At 42.8% G+C, this 18,321-nt stretch carries 13 protein-coding genes; 7 read left to right on the top strand and 6 right to left on the bottom strand.

What is annotated here, in order from left to right; translation table 11 throughout:
• Positions 1-50: 50 nt before the first annotated feature.
• The 5 genes from purL to HCU67_RS12030 form a co-directional block, all read right to left on the bottom strand.
• Positions 51-3,809, bottom strand: coding sequence for a phosphoribosylformylglycinamidine synthase (gene purL, locus HCU67_RS12050; protein WP_168552862.1), 3,759 nt, complete (start codon positions 3,807-3,809; stop codon positions 51-53).
• Positions 3,810-3,911: 102 nt separating this feature from the next.
• Entirely contained in the window at positions 3,912-6,134 is a 2,223-nt protein-coding gene (locus HCU67_RS12045; protein ID WP_168552861.1) for a carbohydrate binding family 9 domain-containing protein, read from the bottom strand.
• A 66-nt stretch (positions 6,135-6,200) separates the two neighbouring features.
• Complete coding sequence (locus HCU67_RS12040) at positions 6,201-6,695, bottom strand: CIA30 family protein (RefSeq protein ID WP_168552860.1); 495 nt, start codon at positions 6,693-6,695, stop codon at positions 6,201-6,203.
• Between the two features lie 50 nt (positions 6,696-6,745).
• The gene (locus tag HCU67_RS12035; protein ID WP_168552859.1) at positions 6,746-7,450 is read right to left on the bottom strand and encodes a class I SAM-dependent methyltransferase; all 705 of its coding nucleotides are present in this window, start codon (positions 7,448-7,450) and stop codon (positions 6,746-6,748) included.
• A 70-nt stretch (positions 7,451-7,520) separates the two neighbouring features.
• A complete protein-coding gene (locus HCU67_RS12030) occupies positions 7,521-9,170 on the bottom strand; it encodes a SulP family inorganic anion transporter (RefSeq protein WP_168552858.1) in 1,650 nt (549 codons plus the stop codon).
• A 98-nt stretch (positions 9,171-9,268) separates the two neighbouring features.
• On the opposite strand from HCU67_RS12030, the gene HCU67_RS12025 reads away from it, so the two are divergent.
• The 6 genes from HCU67_RS12025 (at position 9,269) to HCU67_RS12000 (ending at position 15,815) form a co-directional block, all read left to right on the top strand.
• The gene (locus tag HCU67_RS12025) at positions 9,269-10,582 is read left to right on the top strand and encodes a gluconate:H+ symporter (RefSeq protein ID WP_168552857.1); all 1,314 of its coding nucleotides are present in this window, start codon (positions 9,269-9,271) and stop codon (positions 10,580-10,582) included.
• Positions 10,583-10,584: 2 nt separating this feature from the next.
• Positions 10,585-11,049 (top strand): RidA family protein, encoded by a 465-nt coding sequence (locus HCU67_RS12020; protein ID WP_168552856.1) that lies wholly within the window; start codon positions 10,585-10,587, stop codon positions 11,047-11,049.
• Positions 11,049-12,161: a D-TA family PLP-dependent enzyme gene (locus HCU67_RS12015; RefSeq protein ID WP_168552855.1), complete on the top strand. Its 1,113-nt coding sequence runs from the start codon at positions 11,049-11,051 to the stop codon at positions 12,159-12,161. Before HCU67_RS12020 ends, HCU67_RS12015 begins: the two co-directional genes overlap by 1 nt.
• Entirely contained in the window at positions 12,161-13,234 is a 1,074-nt protein-coding gene (locus HCU67_RS12010) for a dipeptidase (protein ID WP_168552854.1), read from the top strand. Before HCU67_RS12015 ends, HCU67_RS12010 begins: the two co-directional genes overlap by 1 nt.
• A 156-nt stretch (positions 13,235-13,390) precedes the next feature.
• A complete protein-coding gene (locus HCU67_RS12005) occupies positions 13,391-14,974 on the top strand; it encodes a zinc-binding metallopeptidase family protein (RefSeq protein ID WP_168552853.1) in 1,584 nt (527 codons plus the stop codon).
• Between the two features lie 67 nt (positions 14,975-15,041).
• The gene (locus HCU67_RS12000) at positions 15,042-15,815 is read left to right on the top strand and encodes a hypothetical protein (protein WP_168552852.1); all 774 of its coding nucleotides are present in this window, start codon (positions 15,042-15,044) and stop codon (positions 15,813-15,815) included.
• Between the two features lie 44 nt (positions 15,816-15,859).
• Here the strand turns inward: HCU67_RS12000 and HCU67_RS11995 are convergent, their stop codons facing one another.
• Entirely contained in the window at positions 15,860-17,074 is a 1,215-nt protein-coding gene (locus HCU67_RS11995) for an RsmB/NOP family class I SAM-dependent RNA methyltransferase (RefSeq protein WP_168553507.1), read from the bottom strand.
• Between the two features lie 167 nt (positions 17,075-17,241).
• On the opposite strand from HCU67_RS11995, the gene HCU67_RS11990 reads away from it, so the two are divergent.
• Positions 17,242-18,276, top strand: a complete 1,035-nt coding sequence (locus HCU67_RS11990) for a WD40/YVTN/BNR-like repeat-containing protein (protein ID WP_168552851.1) — start codon at positions 17,242-17,244, stop codon at positions 18,274-18,276.
• Positions 18,277-18,321: the final 45 nt, after the last annotated feature.

Raw genomic sequence — 18,321 nt, 5'->3', positions numbered from 1 at the left:
TCGAAAACACCTTGTAAACCATGTGGACAAGTAAACCGTGTTGATATCAATTAGGCATTGGTCTTTTCAACCCATTCCCTTGCATTAATAAAGGCTTGAATCCATGGGGAAATGGTATCGTTCCTATCTTTTGGGTAGTGCGCCCAGTTCCAAGGGAAAATGCTACGTTCAATATGTGGCATGGTTACCAAATGGCGGCCGGTTTTGTCGGTTAGCATGGCTATATTATAATCACTGCCATTGGGATTGGCGGGATATGCTGCATACCCATATTTTGCAACGACCTCATAGTTGTCCTCGCTCATTGGTAAGGCGAATTTTCCTTCCCCATGGCTAATCCAGACCCCTAAGGTTGCTCCCTCCAAATTCGATAGCATTACGGAATTGTTTTCCTGAATCTTTACCGATGTAAAATTGCTTTCGTGCTTACCTGAATCGTTATAGGTCATTTTGCCATGTTGTGCTCCATGCTCTGGATTAATCAAATCCAACTCCATAAAGAGTTGGCAACCGTTACAGATTCCAACGGAGAGTGTATCAGGTCGTGCAAAGAAATCCATAATGGCCTTGTTGGCGCGTTCGTTGTATTTGATGGCACCGGCCCATCCTTTTGCAGAACCCAAAACATCAGAATTGGAGAATCCGCCAACGGCTCCTAAGAATTGAATGTCCTTTAAATCTTCCCGGCCAGAAATCAAATCGGTCATATGTACATCCTTCACATCGAACCCAGCCAGATACATGGCGTGAGCCATTTCCCGCTCCGAGTTGCTTCCTTTTTCGCGGAGAATAGCCGCTTTAGGCCGTTCATTTCGACTACCTTCAATGACCGGGAGGCTGAGCGGAGTCGTAGCCGGAAAGGTATATGTTAAAGGCTGGTTCTTATAGTTTTCATATCGGTCTTTGGCCAGTCCATTGGCTGTTTGTTTGTCATCCAACAGATATGACGTCTTAAACCAAGTATCACGAAGTGAAGCGATGTTCAATCCCATTTCAACACCATGATTTTTTAACTTCAAGGTCCCTTCTTTAATTGGACTGCCGAGCCTCACCAAATCAATGCCTGCAGACATCAATCGTTCTGAGGTGGTATCATTCATTTGTAATACCAGACCAATATTTTCTGAGAATAAAAGTTTAATGGTATCGGGCTCTCCAATGGCAGTCAAATCCAGTTCTGCCCCCAAATCGTTGTCCGCAAAACAGATTTCCAAAAGGGTGGTTATTAATCCACCAGAACCAATATCATGACCTGAAATGATGTTCCCAGCTTTGATTTCTGCTTGAATAGCATCAAAAGCTTTTTTGAAGTAGGCAGAATCCATAACGGAAGGCGCTTCGCTACCCACCGCATTTAACACCTGGTTGAAACTGGACCCACCCAATTTATGTTGGTCTTTGCTGAGGTTGAGATAAAAGACATCCCCACCATCTTTTTGCAAGACAGGTTCTACCACCTGTTTTAAATCTGAGCAATGTCCTGCTGCTGAGATAACCACCGTACCTGGAGCAATGACCTCTTGATCTTTGTATTTCTGCTTCATACTCAAAGAATCCTTACCGGTCGGAATGTTGATGCCCAATTCGATTGCGAATTCTGAACAGGCTTCTACGGCATCGTACAAACGCGCATCTTCGCCAGGGTTTCTGCACGGCCACATCCAATTCGCGGAGAGTGAAACCGATTTCAATTCCTCTTCCAAGGGTGCCCAGATGATATTGGTCAAGGCTTCTGCGATACTATTGCGACTACCGGCTACGGGGTCAATCAATCCTGAAACAGGGGAGTGACCGATACTGGTTGCCAATCCTTCCTTTCCCTTAAAATCAAGAGCCATAACTCCACAGTTGTTCAATGGTAGCTGAAGTGGGCCAGCACATTGTTGTTTGGCCACACGACCACCAACACAGCGGTCAACTTTGTTGGTCAGCCAATCTTTGCAAGCTACGGCTTCCAATTGTAAAACGTTTTCGAGATAATCATGAAAGTGCTCAAGGCTGTATTCACCATCGCGATACTGAACATTAAGCTTCGAATCTTCCATTATGGTCTTTGGTGAACTGCCAAACATATCGGCCAGTTCCAAATCCATGGGTTTGTTGCCTGTAGTGCTGCTTTCAAAAGTAAAACGGTGGTCACCGGTAACTTCGCCAACTTCAAATAGGGGAGAGCGCTCCCGGTCTGCAATCTTTTTTAAGAGGTCGATATCTTTTTGTCCGATAACAAGACCCATGCGTTCTTGGCTCTCGTTGCCTATGATTTCTTTGTTGGAAAGGGTTGGGTCACCAATAGGCAACTTGTCCAAATCAATTTTACCCCCAGTTTCTTCGACCAATTCTGAGAGGCAATTTAGATGTCCGCCAGCTCCGTGGTCATGAATGGAAACAATAGGGTTCTCCTCTGATTCGACCATACCACGAATGGCATTGGCCGCTCGTTTTTGCATTTCAGGATTACTTCGTTGTACAGCATTCAACTCTATCGCGGATTCAAACTCACCGGTATCAGCACTTGAAACTGCAGCACCACCCATACCAATACGATAATTGTCACCACCCAAAATCACTACTTTGTCTGATTTGTTGGGTGTTTCTTTTATGGCTTGTTCTTCCTTGCCATATCCGATGCCCCCTGCTAGCATGATGACCTTGTCGAAGCCAAGGCGAACTTGGTCACTGAACGGAGTCGAAGTGACTTCATTGGAATTCGTTCCTTCGGCATTTCGACTACGCTCAATGACCTCGGCATGTTCAAAAGTGAGCAAGGAACCGGAAATCAAGGGTTGTCCGAACTTATTTCCAAAATCTGATGCACCATTACTTGCTTTTATGAGGATATCCATTGGGGTTTGGTACAACCAATCCCTTTCTGGAAACGCATTTTCCCAAGACTTCGTGGATTGAGCGGAGTCGAAATCTCGCTCAAGACGCGAATACGACGTCATATAAACTGCGGTGCCCGCCAAGGGTAAACTACCCTTACCACCTGCAAGACGGTCACGAATTTCACCTCCTGAACCTGTTGCGGCGCCATTGAAAGGTTCAACAGTGGTTGGAAAGTTGTGCGTCTCTGCTTTGAGCGATAAAACGGAGTCAAATTCTTGTTCTTCGTAGAAATCAGGTTTATCGGCAGTCTTCGGTGCAAACTGCACGGCTTTTGGTCCTTTGATAAAGGCCACATTGTCTTTATAAGCCGAAACAATGCCGTTTGGATGTTCCTGAGAAGTTTTTTTGATGAGTTTAAATAAAGATGTTGGTTTTTCCTTACCATCTATGACAAAAGTGCCATTAAAGATTTTATGGCGGCAGTGTTCTGAGTTCACTTGGCTAAACCCAAAAACCTCGGAGTCTGTGAGCTTGCGACCCAATCGTTGGGCCAATTCTTCTAGGTAGGTAACTTCTTCTGGGCTCAGGGCCAGCCCTTCTTGTTGATTATAGGCAGCGATGTCGTCAATTTCTAAAATGGGCTCTGGACTCACGGCAATTGTAAAAATGTCTTGATTGAGTTCAGCATACTTTTGAAAAAGCATAGGGTCAAAGTCGGTAAAGGCTTCTTCAACCGCTATATATTCCTCGATTCGTATAATTCCCTGTACCCCCATATTTTGGGTAATCTCAGTAGCATTGGTGCTCCATGGGGTGACCATGGCTGCTCGAGGACCAACAAAAAAGGCGTCGAGTGACGCCGCTTCTAGTTGAGGTTGGTTGCCAAATAACCAGCTAAGTTTTTCTTGGTCTTTTTGTGAAAGTTCTTGGTTGGTCTGTAGTGCGAAAACCTTACTAGAGGGGTCTCCGAAAAAGTGAATCATGTCAGCCATTTTGGAAAGACGCAAAGTTATCAAAATGTGCAGTGATTTGGAAGCTGGAAATTTGGAGTTGTTAACTAGGTTTGTTGATAGTGTATGATTCTTTTACAATCGGAAATTATACCGCACTTTCAGAAGTAGCTGACGGTTTTGTAATGTCCATGGTTGTTGGTTTAACCCGTTGAAGGTATTGTTGTTGTATACCAAGAACACATCACCTAAGGGGGAGAATATCCAATGAATACGTGCATTTAACCCCAATACCCGGCTATCGGTGTCGTATTGCAGATAGCTGTTCAACTGTAGGTTAGAGGTCACATTAAAGCGCACTCGTAGCCCTGCCAGGGTCTGGTTGAAGTCGCCAAAGGGCAATCGTGCCCGATTGTGCAAGCCGTTAAATTCAAAAGCCAACAAGGCACTCGGGTTCCAGTTTAGGGTCAATTCAAACTCGTCTAGATTTCCATCATAAAAACTTCCGAACCACCAGGTTGCTTGACCACTTAAACGCCGTTTACGGGCAAATTCACCCTCTAAGCGATAGCGCATAAAATTATACTCCCCAACGGGAATGGTTACCCCATCAGAAATTTCAAAAGGCTGTACGATATTCTCACCAACAGGCCGAATATTCGCCTCAATACGGTCTCCACTTTCCAACCGCCAATTTATTGGGGCGGTGAATACACTGTATGATTGCCAGGGTCCCGAAATGTTGTTGATGTAGGTAATGAACAACTGATTGAACATTTGACGCAGCCAAGGGGCTTTAGGGCGTGGCGCGAAGGTACCACCAATACGATAGCTATTTACACCTCGACGGGGTACAAAGCCTAAAGAAGGGTCAAAATCCTCGCCTATTCGCGCATAGGTCAGGGCGATATCCCATCGGTCATTCGGGTAATCAATCTTAAATCCCGCAGCGGAGCGATCACCTGATAAATCGGCCCTGTCGGTAAATAGGGCCCAACCTCCGACCAAAAAGTTCTTATCCCCATTAAATCGCGTAGTCTGAAATGTAAAATCCGCACCGGTCATAAAGCTCCCCTCACGGCCCAGAGGGTCACCTGAAGAGGCAATAATACCAACTGAACTTTCCTTTAATACATTTCTACGAACGCGAACAACACCCATGTTGGTGGCGCCAAAATTTTCATTGTTCAAATCAAAGTCATTGGTTCGAATACCGAGTGCCCCAAAGGCGGTCTTGCCGATTCGGCCATTTAACTTGGTACCGGCAATAACCGGAATTTGAACATTGTTTCGAAGCCCAATTCTTCTGCTGAAAAAGGGTAGTACGGTGCTTCTACCCGTACCAAAACCAAATTCGAAAATGTCGGAACCTTCAAGAAAAAAGGTCCGTTTCTCTGGAAAGAACAAAGGGAAGCGTGTTAAATTGGTTTGACGTGTATCGACCTCGGTTTCACCAAAGTCCGTATTTACCGTAAAGGTGGCCAATACGTTTGGTCCGATACGTTGATTGGCATCCAAACTATAATTTGGGTCCACCACCATTGCCCCATTGGCACCAAATTGATTGGCGTTGGCAATCAAAGAAGGTCTAACGTTCAGACCAACCCCATAATTGAATTTGGGCAGTCCGGTTACCAGGCCCGCACGACTGGTTTGTGCAAAAAACTGGTCGCGCTTAACATTTGCCCAACGAATCGTTTCTAAATTCCGTTGAATTCTCCGTTCTACATTAAAACCCCACTTTGTGAGGCCTTTTTTGAAGGCAATACTTTGAATGGGTAGTACAATTTCTGCTGTCCAACCTTCTTCAGTGATTTGGGTTTTGGCATCCCAAACCGCATCCCAGTCCTCATTTTCAGATTCCCCTCTATTTGATACGAGTGCATCGTAACGTGCTGCCAACGGATTCACTGCCAAGATATAACCAGACTGTCCGTCAAGAAAAGGGTCAATAACAATCTTAACATGGTCTTCTTCCGAAATATCGGCATCCCGTAGTTTAGAAAAGCGAATTATCCCATCAGGATTAGTGTCGTTACAGCGAATACCAATAACAACAGTACGTGTATCGGTAAGAAATTGTAGTATCGTGGACTGCGAGGGTACGCCACCTTCTTCAGGAACCGTGGTCTTTAGTTCGTTAAGGGTAGGTGCGTTTGCCCAGTCACTTTCGCTAAGTGCACCATCAAAATTGAAAGCATCAGTTAAATCCCCTGAACGAAACTCTGGACGCTGGATTTGCTGACCAAAACCTTCTGGACTGATTACCAGTTCAAGTAAAACGAATACGAATAACCTTAGAGCGTTAAATAGTTTTTTGGTTGGCACTGCAGTTTGAGTCTTGAATAAAATGGACAAGAAAGATAAACCATAGTTTGGTTCAAAAGGCCCAAGGCTAATTAGTTTATTGTGGTTCTAAATACCTTAATTCACGATTTCAATCTTTGCAATCGTAAGTTGGAATTGCTGTGGAATTTTATTGCCAATTAAAAAACCGAGGGCTCCAATGGTTTGATGATTGAAGTTGGGAAGGTTTAACCGACGACCCCGAAAGGTTGGATACAAATCTTTGACTTTAAATTGCAAAGTTTGCCAATCACCACTGGTCTCAAAATAGGTGATGTAGTTGTGATAGGTGCTTTCTTGATCCTTTATTCGCAATTGGTAGCGATTGCCATCGCCTTTTAATCGAATTTTTAAGGTGGCTTCCAGACTTACTTTTGTTTCAGGAATGGCATAACGAACCGAAGAGAAACCACCGTTGTTTTCTAAGGAAACCTCACCAAAAAATTTAGCATGGCCTTCAGGCGTTAATTCGAAATGCCCATTGGAGCGCCCACCCATCACAACGTCATCTACAACGTACCAATTGTCGGCCTTTGGATTGTTCTGGGAGTCAAATACGATTTGTGCGTTCATGCTTGCTGAAAAAAATAGAATAAGGAGATAATAAATGGGTGACCGAAGGCTTAGATGCCTTTTACAAAAACCATACAATGTTGCCAAGGTAAATTATTGATGTTTTCTTTTAGCCTAAAACCGAAGGTGGCCATTTCTTTAACGGCTTGTTCTTCGGTCATTTTGTGCAGGCGTTTGATTGGCACCTCAGGGTCTTCAGCTCGGTATTCAATCAAATACAATTGCCCTCTTGGGCGTAAGGCTTTTTTTATGGAACGCATCATAGCAACGGGGTCGCTCATCTCATGGTAGACATCGACAATCAAAATCTTATCTACGGAGTTCTCTTCAAGATTTACGGTTTTTTCATCACCCCTTACCAGTTTTACGTTGTTCACGGCATTGGTTTCCATCTTCTTTTTCATGGCCAACAACATTTCCTCTTGAATATCAACCGCATAAATGGTACCATCAATGGCCATTTCAGCCATTTGAAATACGTGATATCCCGAACCGGCACCAATATCTGCAATATCATCTTCCGGGCGAATGCGCATATTTTTTAGTAGGAGTGCGGAGTTTTCTTCTTCTTCACGTTGGGAGCGTTCCAACCAACTCATGCCCTGATACCCCATGACATGGGCAATTTCTCGACCCATATACCACTTGCCAATACCGCTATAGTCCCCTTTTTTGAAGGTATAGGTCGTTTCTTGTGCTCCTAACACAAAACTAAAAGCCGTAAAAAGTAGTGCTATAAACGTTTTTGTTTTCATCTGCTGGATAAAGATAAGGCGTGTTCGTTACTTTCCATTGATGAAAAGACATATCAAAAATCTTGCCTACCTATCCCAATTTGCCTCTTAAATAAGTGAATGCCTCATCGACCGTCTCAAAAACATCCTCATGGGGAACCAAATCATCGATTAAATCGATGGCCAACATTTGGTCTTTGGGTTGTTCTTTCAAGCCTGTTAGGATGACTTCAATGCCTTGTTGTCTAAGGTCAAAAATTGCTTCCTCCAGGGCATAAAGACCCGATTGGTCTATATATGGAACACGGTCCATTCGGATGATAAGCGCTTTGATATCTCCACCCAATTCTTTAATACCATCTTTAAAGTAGGAGGTAAATCCAAAGAACAGTGGACCATAGAGGTGTTTGATAATGACTTTATCCTTGTACTTTTCGTAAAATTCCTGCTCATCTTGCCATGGTTTGGAACCATCAAAATCAGATACGGAACCGACTTCCATACCATTTTTTGCCAAATCACTGGCCTGCTTCATAAATAGGAGGGATGCTAGTGCCACACCGATACCTACGGCATTGATGAGACTTCCAAAGGTGGTTATCAACAATACGATAACCAAAACGATTGCATCTGCCCTTGGTACTACTTTTAAATGTTTTAATCCCTTGAAATCAATAATCTTGAATCCCACCGGAATCAATAGACCTGCAAGTACGGCTAAAGGAATGTGTGCGGCTAGGGTACCCAGTCCAAGTAAGACCGTCAATAAAAATATACCGTGCAATGCTCCAGAAAGACGGGTTTTACCACCGGCGTTAATATTCACAACCGTGCCCTTGGTAGCTCCGGCCCCAGGGATACCCCCAATCACAGCCGCTAACATATTACCAAGGCCTTGACCAATCAGTTCCCGGTTACTATTGTGTTTGGTTTTGGTCATATTATCGGCAATGACAGAGGTCAATAACGAATCAATACTACCCAAAACCGCTAAAACGATTGCATATTCTATGATTAAACTATAAGCTCCCGGATCAATGGGCCACATCGTTCCAATTTGCAGGGCAGGAAGCCCAGAGGGAATTTCACCTATAACTGGAACATCCCATTTTAAAAAATAGGCCGCCAAGGAAGACACCAAAAGTGCGACCAAAGCACTTGGTACCGCCTTGGTAATTTTCGGAAAAACATAGTAGACTACTATGGTCAATACACCCAGCGCCAAAGCATATAGGTTACCTTCGGTAAACATTCTAGGTAAATCTTTAATTACGGCGACTGTTGATTTAGGAGATGAAAGTCCTACCAAAGGGAATAATTGCAAGATGATGATTATCAGTCCAACACCGCTCATAAAGCCGGAAACGACTGGATAGGGAAAGTACTTGACATAGCCTGCTATATTTAAAAGTCCGAATACAATTTGAATCAATCCGCCCAACAAAAAGGTCACCAGAATAATGCCCATGGCGTTGTCAAGGTCTCCATTCATTTGGATTGCCCCAGCAACCAATGCTGCTGAAACGACAGTCATTGGGCCCGTGGGTCCACTTGCTTGGGTTTCCGTGCCGCCGAAAAGCGCAGCAAAAATACCCACTGCAATTGCGCCATAGAGCCCAGCTGCAGCACCCATTCCGGATTGAACCCCGAAAGCCAAAGCCAACGGAAGTGCAATCACCCCGGCGACCAAACCGCCGGTTAAATCACCTTTGAAATTTTTAAAATCGTAGAACTTTTTCATAGTCTTAAAAGGTATTCGCTTAGGCTTCGAAAGATAAGGAAAACAACAATTTTCCAAAGTTTTAAAATCGTTACTTTTAGCACAAACTCAACCAATTTATGACCTTACTAATTGTTATTGCTGGAATCTTGTTGTTATTCGCCCTGATTGCCGGTTTAAAGCTCAACTCTTTTTTATCTTTTATCATCGTTTGTCTATTTGTTGGATTATTACAAGGCATGGAGCCCCTTGCCATTGTTGCTTCCATACAAAAGGGAATAGGAAGCACACTTGGTTTTTTAGTGCTCATCCTCGGTCTTGGAGCAATGCTGGGCAAACTCGTTGCCGATAGCGGCGCAGCGCAACGGATAACCACAAAACTGGTGGACACCTTTGGAATCAAATACGTGCAATGGGCCGTGGTTTTGACCGGATTCATTGTGGGAATCCCAATGTTTTATTCGGTCGGTTTTGTAATCTTGGTGCCCTTGGTATTTACGGTTGCCGCAACCACGAGATTACCCCTTTTGTACGTGGGCCTTCCGATGTTGACTTCACTTTCGGTTACCCATGGCTATTTGCCACCGCATCCTGCGCCAACAGCAATCGCAACTATGTTTGAAGCCGATTTTGGGAAGACCTTACTTTATGGCTTGATAGTGGCCATACCTGCCATTATAGTTGGTGGACCATTATTTGCACGAACCTTAAAAAACATAGAGGCCAAGCCCTTGGCTAAATTTTACAATCCGCAGGTATTGGAAGACCATGAAATGCCTAAAACGGGCATTAGTCTTTTTACCGCATTGTTTCCCATTATCTTAATTTTTATTGCTATTGCAGCAGAGCAGTTTCTTGAAGAAGGAACCTTGCGAACAGTTTTAGTTTTTCTGGGGAATCCAGTGATGGCCATGCTGTTGGCCGTGCTTTTGGCCATTTACACTTTGGGTCTTCGCCAAGGTAAAAAGATGAAAGAAGTTATGGATACCGTTGTTGAAGGCGTTGTTGGAATCACCATGATTCTATTGGTTATTGGTGGTGCCGGCGCACTAAAACAGATTTTAATCGATAGTGGAGTAAGCGATTATATCGCTGGCTTATTGGAAAACTCTAATTTTTCCCCAATTATCTTGGCTTGGTTGATTGCCACAGCCATTCGGGTTTGTGTGGGTTCCGCTACTGTCGCCGGTTTGACCGCTGCAGGTATCGTTTTGCCATTGGCCTCAACAGCTGGGGTTAGTGCTGAATTGTTGGTGTTGGCCATTGGTTCAGGTAGTTTAATGCTTTCCCATGTGAATGATTCCGGGTTTTGGTTGTTTAAGGAGTATTTCAACCTTTCAGTGAAACAAACCCTTAGAACTTGGACGGTGATGGAAACCTTAGTAGGTATCATGGGACTTTTAGGAACGCTAGTATTAAATCAATTTATCTAATCATGAATTCAATCAAAGAACGAATTACCGCCCTTGGGCTAGAGTTACCTCCAGCTCCACCGCCTGCAGGCGTATACAGACCTGTCTTAGTGGTGGATAAATTCTTGTATGTTTCAGGGCAAGGCCCTGTTAATGTAGATGGAAGCCTAATGACCGGACGTGTTGGGGACGATGCGGATAAGGATAAAGGAAAAGAAGGGGCACGACAGGTTGGTTTAACGATGCTCTCCACAATTCAAGAACACTTTGGTGATTTAGACCGTATCAAGCGTGTGGTGAAGGTATTGGGAATGGTCAACTGCACCCCTGATTTTAAAGAACATCCGTATGTCATCAATGGTTTTAGTGAATTAATGGCCGACGTTTTCGGAAAGGAAAACGGGATAGGTGTACGAAGTGCCGTTGGTATGATGCTTCCCAGTAATATTCTAGTTGAAATTGAAGCACATTTTGAACTTTACGAATAATGAGTGATTCCAATTGGTTTACGGTTCAAAATATTGAGGCGCTAACTACTCCCTCGTTACTATTATATCCTGACCGTATTGAACACAACATTAGAGAAATGTTGCGTATTGCAGGTTCAGCAGAGAAACTTAGGCCGCATATTAAGACGTATAAGATGGCCGAGGTCATTCAAATGCAACAAAAGCATGGCATCAACAAATTTAAATGTGCCACCATTGCCGAAATGGAATTGCTGGCCTCCACTGGTGCCAAAGATATTCTTTTGGCGATGCAGCCCGTTGGGCCAGAAATCAAACGATTTTTTGAGGTTGCGGCAAACTTTCCGAATGCTATGTTTGCCTGTTTAGTTGATAATCTTGGCATCGCCAACCGCATTGAAGCAATGGCTTTAGAGCGGAAACAAAGTGTAGGGGCCTTTATCGATATTAACAATGGTATGAACCGCACGGGCATCGCACCAAGTGTTGCGGTACTTGAATTGTTTAAATCGATTTCTGGGAATGAATATTTAGTGGCAAGAGGATTTCATGTGTATGATGGTCACCTACGGATTCAAGATTTTGAAGAACGCAAAAAAGCCTGTGCAGAAGCGCTGCAGCCCGTATTGGAAATGCGCGATACCCTTGAAGCCGATGGATATAAAGTCGAATCAATCATAGTTGGTGGCTCACCAACTTTTCCAGCCCATGCCCACAGAGATGATATTGTGTTATCTCCGGGTACGACGCTACTATGGGACGAAGGGTATGGTTCCAAATTCCCCGAAATGAACTTTCAACATGCTGCGGTGCTGGTAACCCGATTGATAAGTAAGCCTCAATCGGAACAGTTCTGTTTGGATTTGGGGCACAAGTCTTTGGCTTCTGAAATGCCATTTCCTCGGGTCAAATTTTTAAACTCAGATGATTTTGAGCAATTAGGGCAGAGTGAGGAGCATTTTGTGCTTTCAGTCAGTAATCCAGAGAATTATGAAATAGGAGACCTATTCTATGCGATACCAATGCATATATGTCCGACTGTGGCTAAATATCCCAACGTTCATGTGGTTGAGGATGGAAGAATTTCAAGTAGTTGGAAGGTCGCAGCAAGAGACCGAAAAATTAATTTCTGATGGACGCACCATTAATCTTTGACGCTCATCTAGACCTTTCCATGAATGCGATGGAATGGAATCGCGATTTACGGCTTTCAGTAGAAGAAATACGAGAAAGGGAATCTGGTATGAGCGATAAGCCAGACCGTGCTCAAGGAACGGTTTCTTTACCTGCTTTGCGTGAAGGGAATGTGGGTATCTGTGTGGCCACACAAATTGCGCGCTATGTAAAAAAAGGCAGTACGTTACCCGGTTGGTATTCTCCGGAACAGGCATGGGCGCAAACACAAGCCCAATTTGAGTGGTATCGGACTATGGAGCAGTGTGGGGAAATGGTCCAAATAACCAATCTAAAACAACTTCAGGCCCATTTGGCAAATTGGGATAAAGACCCTGGTTTAACCCCAATCGGTTACATTTTAAGCCTTGAAGGAGCGGATTCCATTATTAATATGGACTATCTCGAAAAGGCCTATCAAAACGGGTTAAGGGCAATTGGGCCTGCCCATTATGGCCCTGGGACCTATGCTTTTGGTACGGATTCAGATGGACCATTAGGCTCTAAAGGGCGTGAGCTCCTTAAGAAAATAAGCGAGTTGGGTTTGATATTGGATGTTACCCATTTAAGTGATACCTGCTTTTGGGAAGCCATGGATTTGTATTCAGGACCGCTTTGGGCCAGTCACAACAATTGTAGGGTCTTGGTGAACCACAATCGGCAATTTTCAGATGAACAAATCAAAGAAATCATCAACCGAAAGGGTGTCATTGGTGTTGCTATGGATGCATGGATGTTGACTCCAAATTGGCAACGAGGCGTATCCACACCTCAAAGCATGAATGTGGGACTTCAAAATGTAGTAGACCATATTGACCATATTTGTCAATTAGCGGGTAATGCAAACCATGTTGGAATCGGTACCGATTTGGATGGCGCCTTTGGTAAAGAACAGTCGCCCAAAGACTTGGATAGCATTGCCGATTTGCAAAAGCTACCAGAACTATTGGGTGCTCGAGGATATTCAACATTGGAAATCCAGCAAATCCTAAATGGTAATTTTTTGTCCTTTTTAGAACAGACTTGGGTTTAACTCCTTTTATGATATCAAGAATTGTAGGGCTTTAAATTCCAATTATTCCAAATACCATTAGCACTTTTCGCAAAGAATTAAAAAGTCATGTTCTGTAAATCAATTGGTTCAGAAGTTTCTTATTTTAGAATATTCTGCAAATCCAAAACCAATCAAATGAGAACACTATTCGTATTGACTCTTCTTTCTTGTGCCCTAACTATTCAGGCACAAAAATTCTCCAAGGGTAAAATCAAAAAATTAAAAACCGAAGTAGCAGCGTTGGTAGAGGCTGACAAAAAACTAGCTCAAGTAATGGTTGACAAAGTATTTAGCTTTGCAGAGCTTGGTTTCCAAGAACAGGAGAGTTCGAAATATCTCACTGGAATCTTAGAATCGAATGGTTTTAAAATTGAAAATTCCATTTCAGGAATTCCTACTGCATGGTTTGCGGAGTGGAGTAATGGTGAAGGTCCAACAATTGCAATTGGTAGCGATGTTGATTGTATTCCGAAAGCATCCCAATACCCAGGTGTTGCTTATCACAAACCTATGGTTGAAGGTGCCCCGGGGCATGGCGAAGGACATAATTCGGGTATTCCTTTGAATATTGCTGCAGTTTTAGCCGTCAAGAAAATTATGGAGCGTGAAAATATTGGTGGTACGCTTTTAGTATGGCCGGGTATTGCGGAAGAACTATTAGGTTCTAAAGCCTGGTATGTGCGTGACGGACTATTTGATAACATCGATATGTGCATTTTCACCCATGTTAGCAGTAACCTTGGCGTTTCCTACGGTCCGACAACAGGTACTGGGTTGATTTCAGTTGAGTATATGTTTGAAGGTGAGGCAGCGCATTCCGCCGGAGCGCCCTGGCGCGGTAGAAGTGCTCTTGATGCAGTGGAGTTAATGAATATTGGCTGGAATTATAAGCGAGAACATTTGCACCCGTTAAAGCGCTCACATTCTATTTTTACAGATGCTGGTGACCAACCTAATGTGGTTCCCTCAAAGGCGGCCATTTGGTTTTATTTTCGAGATATCAAATACAGGGGCATCATGAAAATGTATGCCGAAGCAAATGATATAGCAAAAGGAGCAGCCCTAATGACAGGAACAAAAATGTCATCAAGGGTTTTGGGCGCTGCTTGGCCGCGTCATTTTAATAAAGTGATTGCAGAGACCATGTATGAGAACATAAAGACAATTGGATTGCCAGAATGGTCAGAAGCGGACCAAACTTTGGCCAAGGCCGTTCAAAAAGAAGTGAATTCTTTAAATGTTGATGGTTTGGCAACTGAATTAATGGACCTTGGTTTGCCAATGGTAACGCCAATAAGCGGAGGCTCCGATGACATTGGTGATATTTCGTGGAAGATACCAACAGTAACAATGCGGTATCCGTCAAACATTCCGGGATTGCAAGGACATCACTGGAGTAATGCCATAACAATGGCAACACCTATTGCACATAAAGGAGTTGTTGCAGGGGCTAAAGCAGAAGCAATGACCATTTTGGATTTCCTTTTAAAACCACAACTCTTAAAAGATGCTTGGACTTATTTCAATGACGTTCAAAGCAAAGATGACACTTATGAACCCATGATTTCTGCAGATGATTTACCACCTATTTACATGAATAAGGACAAACAAGATCAGTTTCGCGCTGATTTAGAGAAATTCTATTATGATGAAACCAAATTCGATACATATTTAGAACAATTGGGCATTGAATACCCCACCTTGAAATCAGAACGTTAAATATTCAGAAGTGTAAAATACTAAAAGGCAGTATTTTAAGTTCTAATTAGAAACCAAACTTAAAATTATGACCTACAGATCTTTTACACTTGCCATTTTGATGCTCATTGGTTTTGTAGCCATTGGTTTTGCATCTTCAACAACGCCACAAAAATGTGCGGACTACTACAAAGGGACAATTACCTTTAAGAACGGAAAATCTAAAGAAGCCTACATCTTTATCGACAATTGTAATCCTCACTTGTTTCAATCAGGGTTACGAATTATTGATGAGAAATCCTTCAAAAAATACAAGAAGGGGAAAAAAATCAAAAAGAAAGTCATTGAAAAGTTTAAAGTGAAGCAGATACAAAGTTTTGTGCTTGAAAACGGCAGGGAGTTTCGACAGGTAAAATACTTAGACCTCTCTGCAACTACCAAAATCGGAATGTTACCAAAAAGGTTCTTTTTAGAAGTCATCGCTGATGGTGAAATAACTGTATTCCGCAAATTTTATAGAACAAAGAATGGTTTCATCCACAGACCTGTAATGGATTCTTGGCTTGAAGGTGGGCAGCAACATTTGGATTTTATTACAAATAACTTTGAGTTACTTGTTCAAAAAGACAAGGCTAAAAATCCACGCAACATAAAAAATGTGAATTTAAAGAACTATATAGGAGATAAAGAGGCAATCGATGAAAAATATTTAAATGGTGACTATGAGTTTAGTTCGCAATTGCAAAGAACTTCATCTTTTGCGACAAACTGCGATACACCATTCATGGAAGCACTACTGAAATTGGTAAACGATTATAACAATTCTCAAAACGGTTATGCCAATACCGAATTCAGTAATTAGAAATATTTAATCTGATTTAAAGCCCATCTTTTAGATGGGTTTTTTTATGCTTTCTTGGTAAGGAGCGCCATATAAAACCCATCAAAACCACTTTTTGAGGCATAGATGTTCTGCTCTTTGACCAATTCAAAAGATTCGCCAGCTTCGGAATTTAAGAAGTTGACCACTTGTTCAGCGTTTTCCTCCGGTAAAATGGAGCATGTGGCATATACCAGCTTCCCGCCTGGTTTGACCATTTTGGAATAGTCGCGAAGAATATCTTTTTGAATCCCTTTGATGCGCTCCAAAAACTCCGGTTCCAATTTCCATTTGCTATCCGGATTTCTTCTAATGACCCCAAGGCCAGAGCAAGGGGCATCCAACAATACCCGGTCCGCTTTGCCATGAAGTTTTTTAATCACTTTTGTGGAGTCAATGACTCTGGTCTCCATATTGTGAACACCATTTCTTCGAGCCCTTATCTTCAGTTTTTTCAGTTTACTCTCATAAATGTCCATGGCAATAAGCTGACCTTTGTTTTGCATTAAGGCAGCTAGGTGTAGTGTTTTACCACCGGCTCCTGCGCAGGCATCTACAACACGTTGCCCTGGTTGCACCTCTAGATAATCGGCTACCAGTTGGGAAGAAGCATCCTGCACTTCAAACAACCCATCTTTGAAGGCTTGCGTCACAAACACATTTTTTCGAACCGAAAGTTTTAGGGCCTGTGGAAATTCGTTTAAGGTTGTTGTTTCAATTTCTTCTTGTGCAAGTGCTTTTTTGAGTGATGCTTTTGTAGTTTTTAAAGTATTGGTTCTAAGTATGACCTCTGCTTGCTTATTCAACGCAGCGCTTTCTTTGGTCCATAATTCATTGCCCAAGGCCTTTTCACCCAATTCATCCAACCAATCCGGGAAGCTTTCTCGAAACTTTCGTGTTTTTGAGAGTTCGTCAAAACGTCCTTTAATGCGCCTGACGGGGGTTTCTTCCAATTGCTTCCAATCGGGTAAGGGAATGCCCCTTAGAACCGCCCAGACTGCGAATAACCGAAACAAATTCGCTCTTGAATAGGGTTCATATACTTCTGCTATTTCTGCATAGAGGCGTTTGTAGCGAACTATCTCATAGGTGGTTTCAGCAATAAAACCACGGTCCCTAGCGCCCCATCGTTTGTCATATTTCAAAACCTTTTCAATGACCTTATCCGCATAATTCCGTTCATTAAAAATCATGTTGAGGGCATCAATAACTGCAAAGACTAAATTTCGGTGAAGACGCATGGTATTATTTAGAGGCGCAAAGGTAACATTAAGTTTGGAGGGATGAAGGGAGGTGTTTTTCCTTATGTCGATTGCCATTTATTTTGAAATGTTAGTTATGGCATATCCCTTCTAAGATTTTAGCTTCTTCGACAGGATGAGCTTTATCTTTGAAAAAAACCATATCCATGAAAAAACTACTTCTACCGCTCTTAATACTTGTTATTTGTTTTAGTTGTTCCGATAAAGAAACCTCGCACGAGTACACAACGGTCACAGTCAAAACGGTTTATCAAGATTCAGTAAGTATTCGGGCTATAGAATTTCTTGATGCACAGACACTTGCCTTTGCTGGAAGTAGAGGGGTTTTTGGAACTATTGATGTCAGTTCAGGAAAGGTGCGTGCCAATGTCCAGACTTATGATTCCATTATACCGGAGTTTAGGGCAGCGGCCCATAGCGATATTGATTTTTTTATGCTATCAGTTGCTAGCCCTGCTTTGTTGTACAAGACAGGTGATGCAGGCCAAATGGAATTGGTGTACAAAGAAGAAGGTGAAGGCGTATTTTACGATGCCATGAAATTTTGGAATAGTTCTGAAGGTATTGCCATCGGGGATACCGTAAACGGTTGTTTTTCAATTATAATCACACGTGATGGGGGCCAAACATGGAATAAACTTTCCTGTGATAAACTTCCAAAGCTGGATGGTGATACAGGAGCCTATGCCGCTAGCAATACCAATATTGAAATAAAGGGAGACCAGACATGGGTGATGACCTCAAATGAAATCTTATTGTATAGCCCGGATAAGGGTAACTCATGGAATGCCATACGTACACCGATTCAAATCAAAGAAACCTATCAAGGCATATATTCCATAGCCTTTTATGATGCCCTAAATGGCTATGGCGTTGGTGGGGATTTCAGTAAACCGGATTTAAATCTTTCGAATAAAATCAAAACTGTGGACGGTGGACAAACTTGGAAGGTAGTCGCCGATGGAATTGAACCAGGTTATAAGAGTTGTGTGCAATACATTCCCAATTCTGGCGGAATGGATTTGATTGCCATTGGTTTCACAGGAATATCCTATTCAAAAGATGGTGGAATGCAATGGAAGCATCTTAGCGATGAAGGCTTTTACACGCTTCGATTTTTGAATGATTCGGTTGCCTTTGCGGCAGGAAGGAATAGAATTGCGGAATTACGCTTTAAATAGTTTGCTTTAGTTGTTTGGTTTGGGACTTTGTGGGATGTCGGCAGT

Origin of the sequence: Croceivirga thetidis (assembly GCF_012272815.1) — a bacterium.
Taxonomy (GTDB): Bacteria; Bacteroidota; Bacteroidia; order Flavobacteriales; family Flavobacteriaceae; genus Croceivirga; species Croceivirga thetidis.
The sequence above is the reverse complement of the archived record's forward strand: the minus strand, read 5'-3'. Positions and strand labels throughout refer to the sequence as shown.

What these genes read in the sequence shown, in the direction of transcription:
- purL (WP_168552862.1), bottom strand. Translation starts at nt 3,809, where the DNA reads ATGATTCACTTTTTCGGAGACCCCTCTAGTAAGGTTTTCGCACTACAG.
- HCU67_RS12040 (WP_168552860.1), bottom strand. Translation starts at nt 6,695, where the DNA reads ATGAACGCACAAATCGTATTTGACTCCCAGAACAATCCAAAGGCCGAC.
- HCU67_RS12035 (WP_168552859.1), bottom strand. Translation starts at nt 7,450, where the DNA reads ATGAAAACAAAAACGTTTATAGCACTACTTTTTACGGCTTTTAGTTTT.
- HCU67_RS12030 (WP_168552858.1), bottom strand. Translation starts at nt 9,170, where the DNA reads ATGAAAAAGTTCTACGATTTTAAAAATTTCAAAGGTGATTTAACCGGC.
- HCU67_RS12025 (WP_168552857.1), top strand. Translation starts at nt 9,269, where the DNA reads ATGACCTTACTAATTGTTATTGCTGGAATCTTGTTGTTATTCGCCCTG.
- HCU67_RS12020 (WP_168552856.1), top strand. Translation starts at nt 10,585, where the DNA reads ATGAATTCAATCAAAGAACGAATTACCGCCCTTGGGCTAGAGTTACCT.
- HCU67_RS12015 (WP_168552855.1), top strand. Translation starts at nt 11,049, where the DNA reads ATGAGTGATTCCAATTGGTTTACGGTTCAAAATATTGAGGCGCTAACT.
- HCU67_RS12010 (WP_168552854.1), top strand. Translation starts at nt 12,161, where the DNA reads ATGGACGCACCATTAATCTTTGACGCTCATCTAGACCTTTCCATGAAT.
- HCU67_RS12005 (WP_168552853.1), top strand. Translation starts at nt 13,391, where the DNA reads ATGAGAACACTATTCGTATTGACTCTTCTTTCTTGTGCCCTAACTATT.
- HCU67_RS12000 (WP_168552852.1), top strand. Translation starts at nt 15,042, where the DNA reads ATGACCTACAGATCTTTTACACTTGCCATTTTGATGCTCATTGGTTTT.
- HCU67_RS11995 (WP_168553507.1), bottom strand. Translation starts at nt 17,074, where the DNA reads ATGCGTCTTCACCGAAATTTAGTCTTTGCAGTTATTGATGCCCTCAAC.
- HCU67_RS11990 (WP_168552851.1), top strand. Translation starts at nt 17,242, where the DNA reads ATGAAAAAACTACTTCTACCGCTCTTAATACTTGTTATTTGTTTTAGT.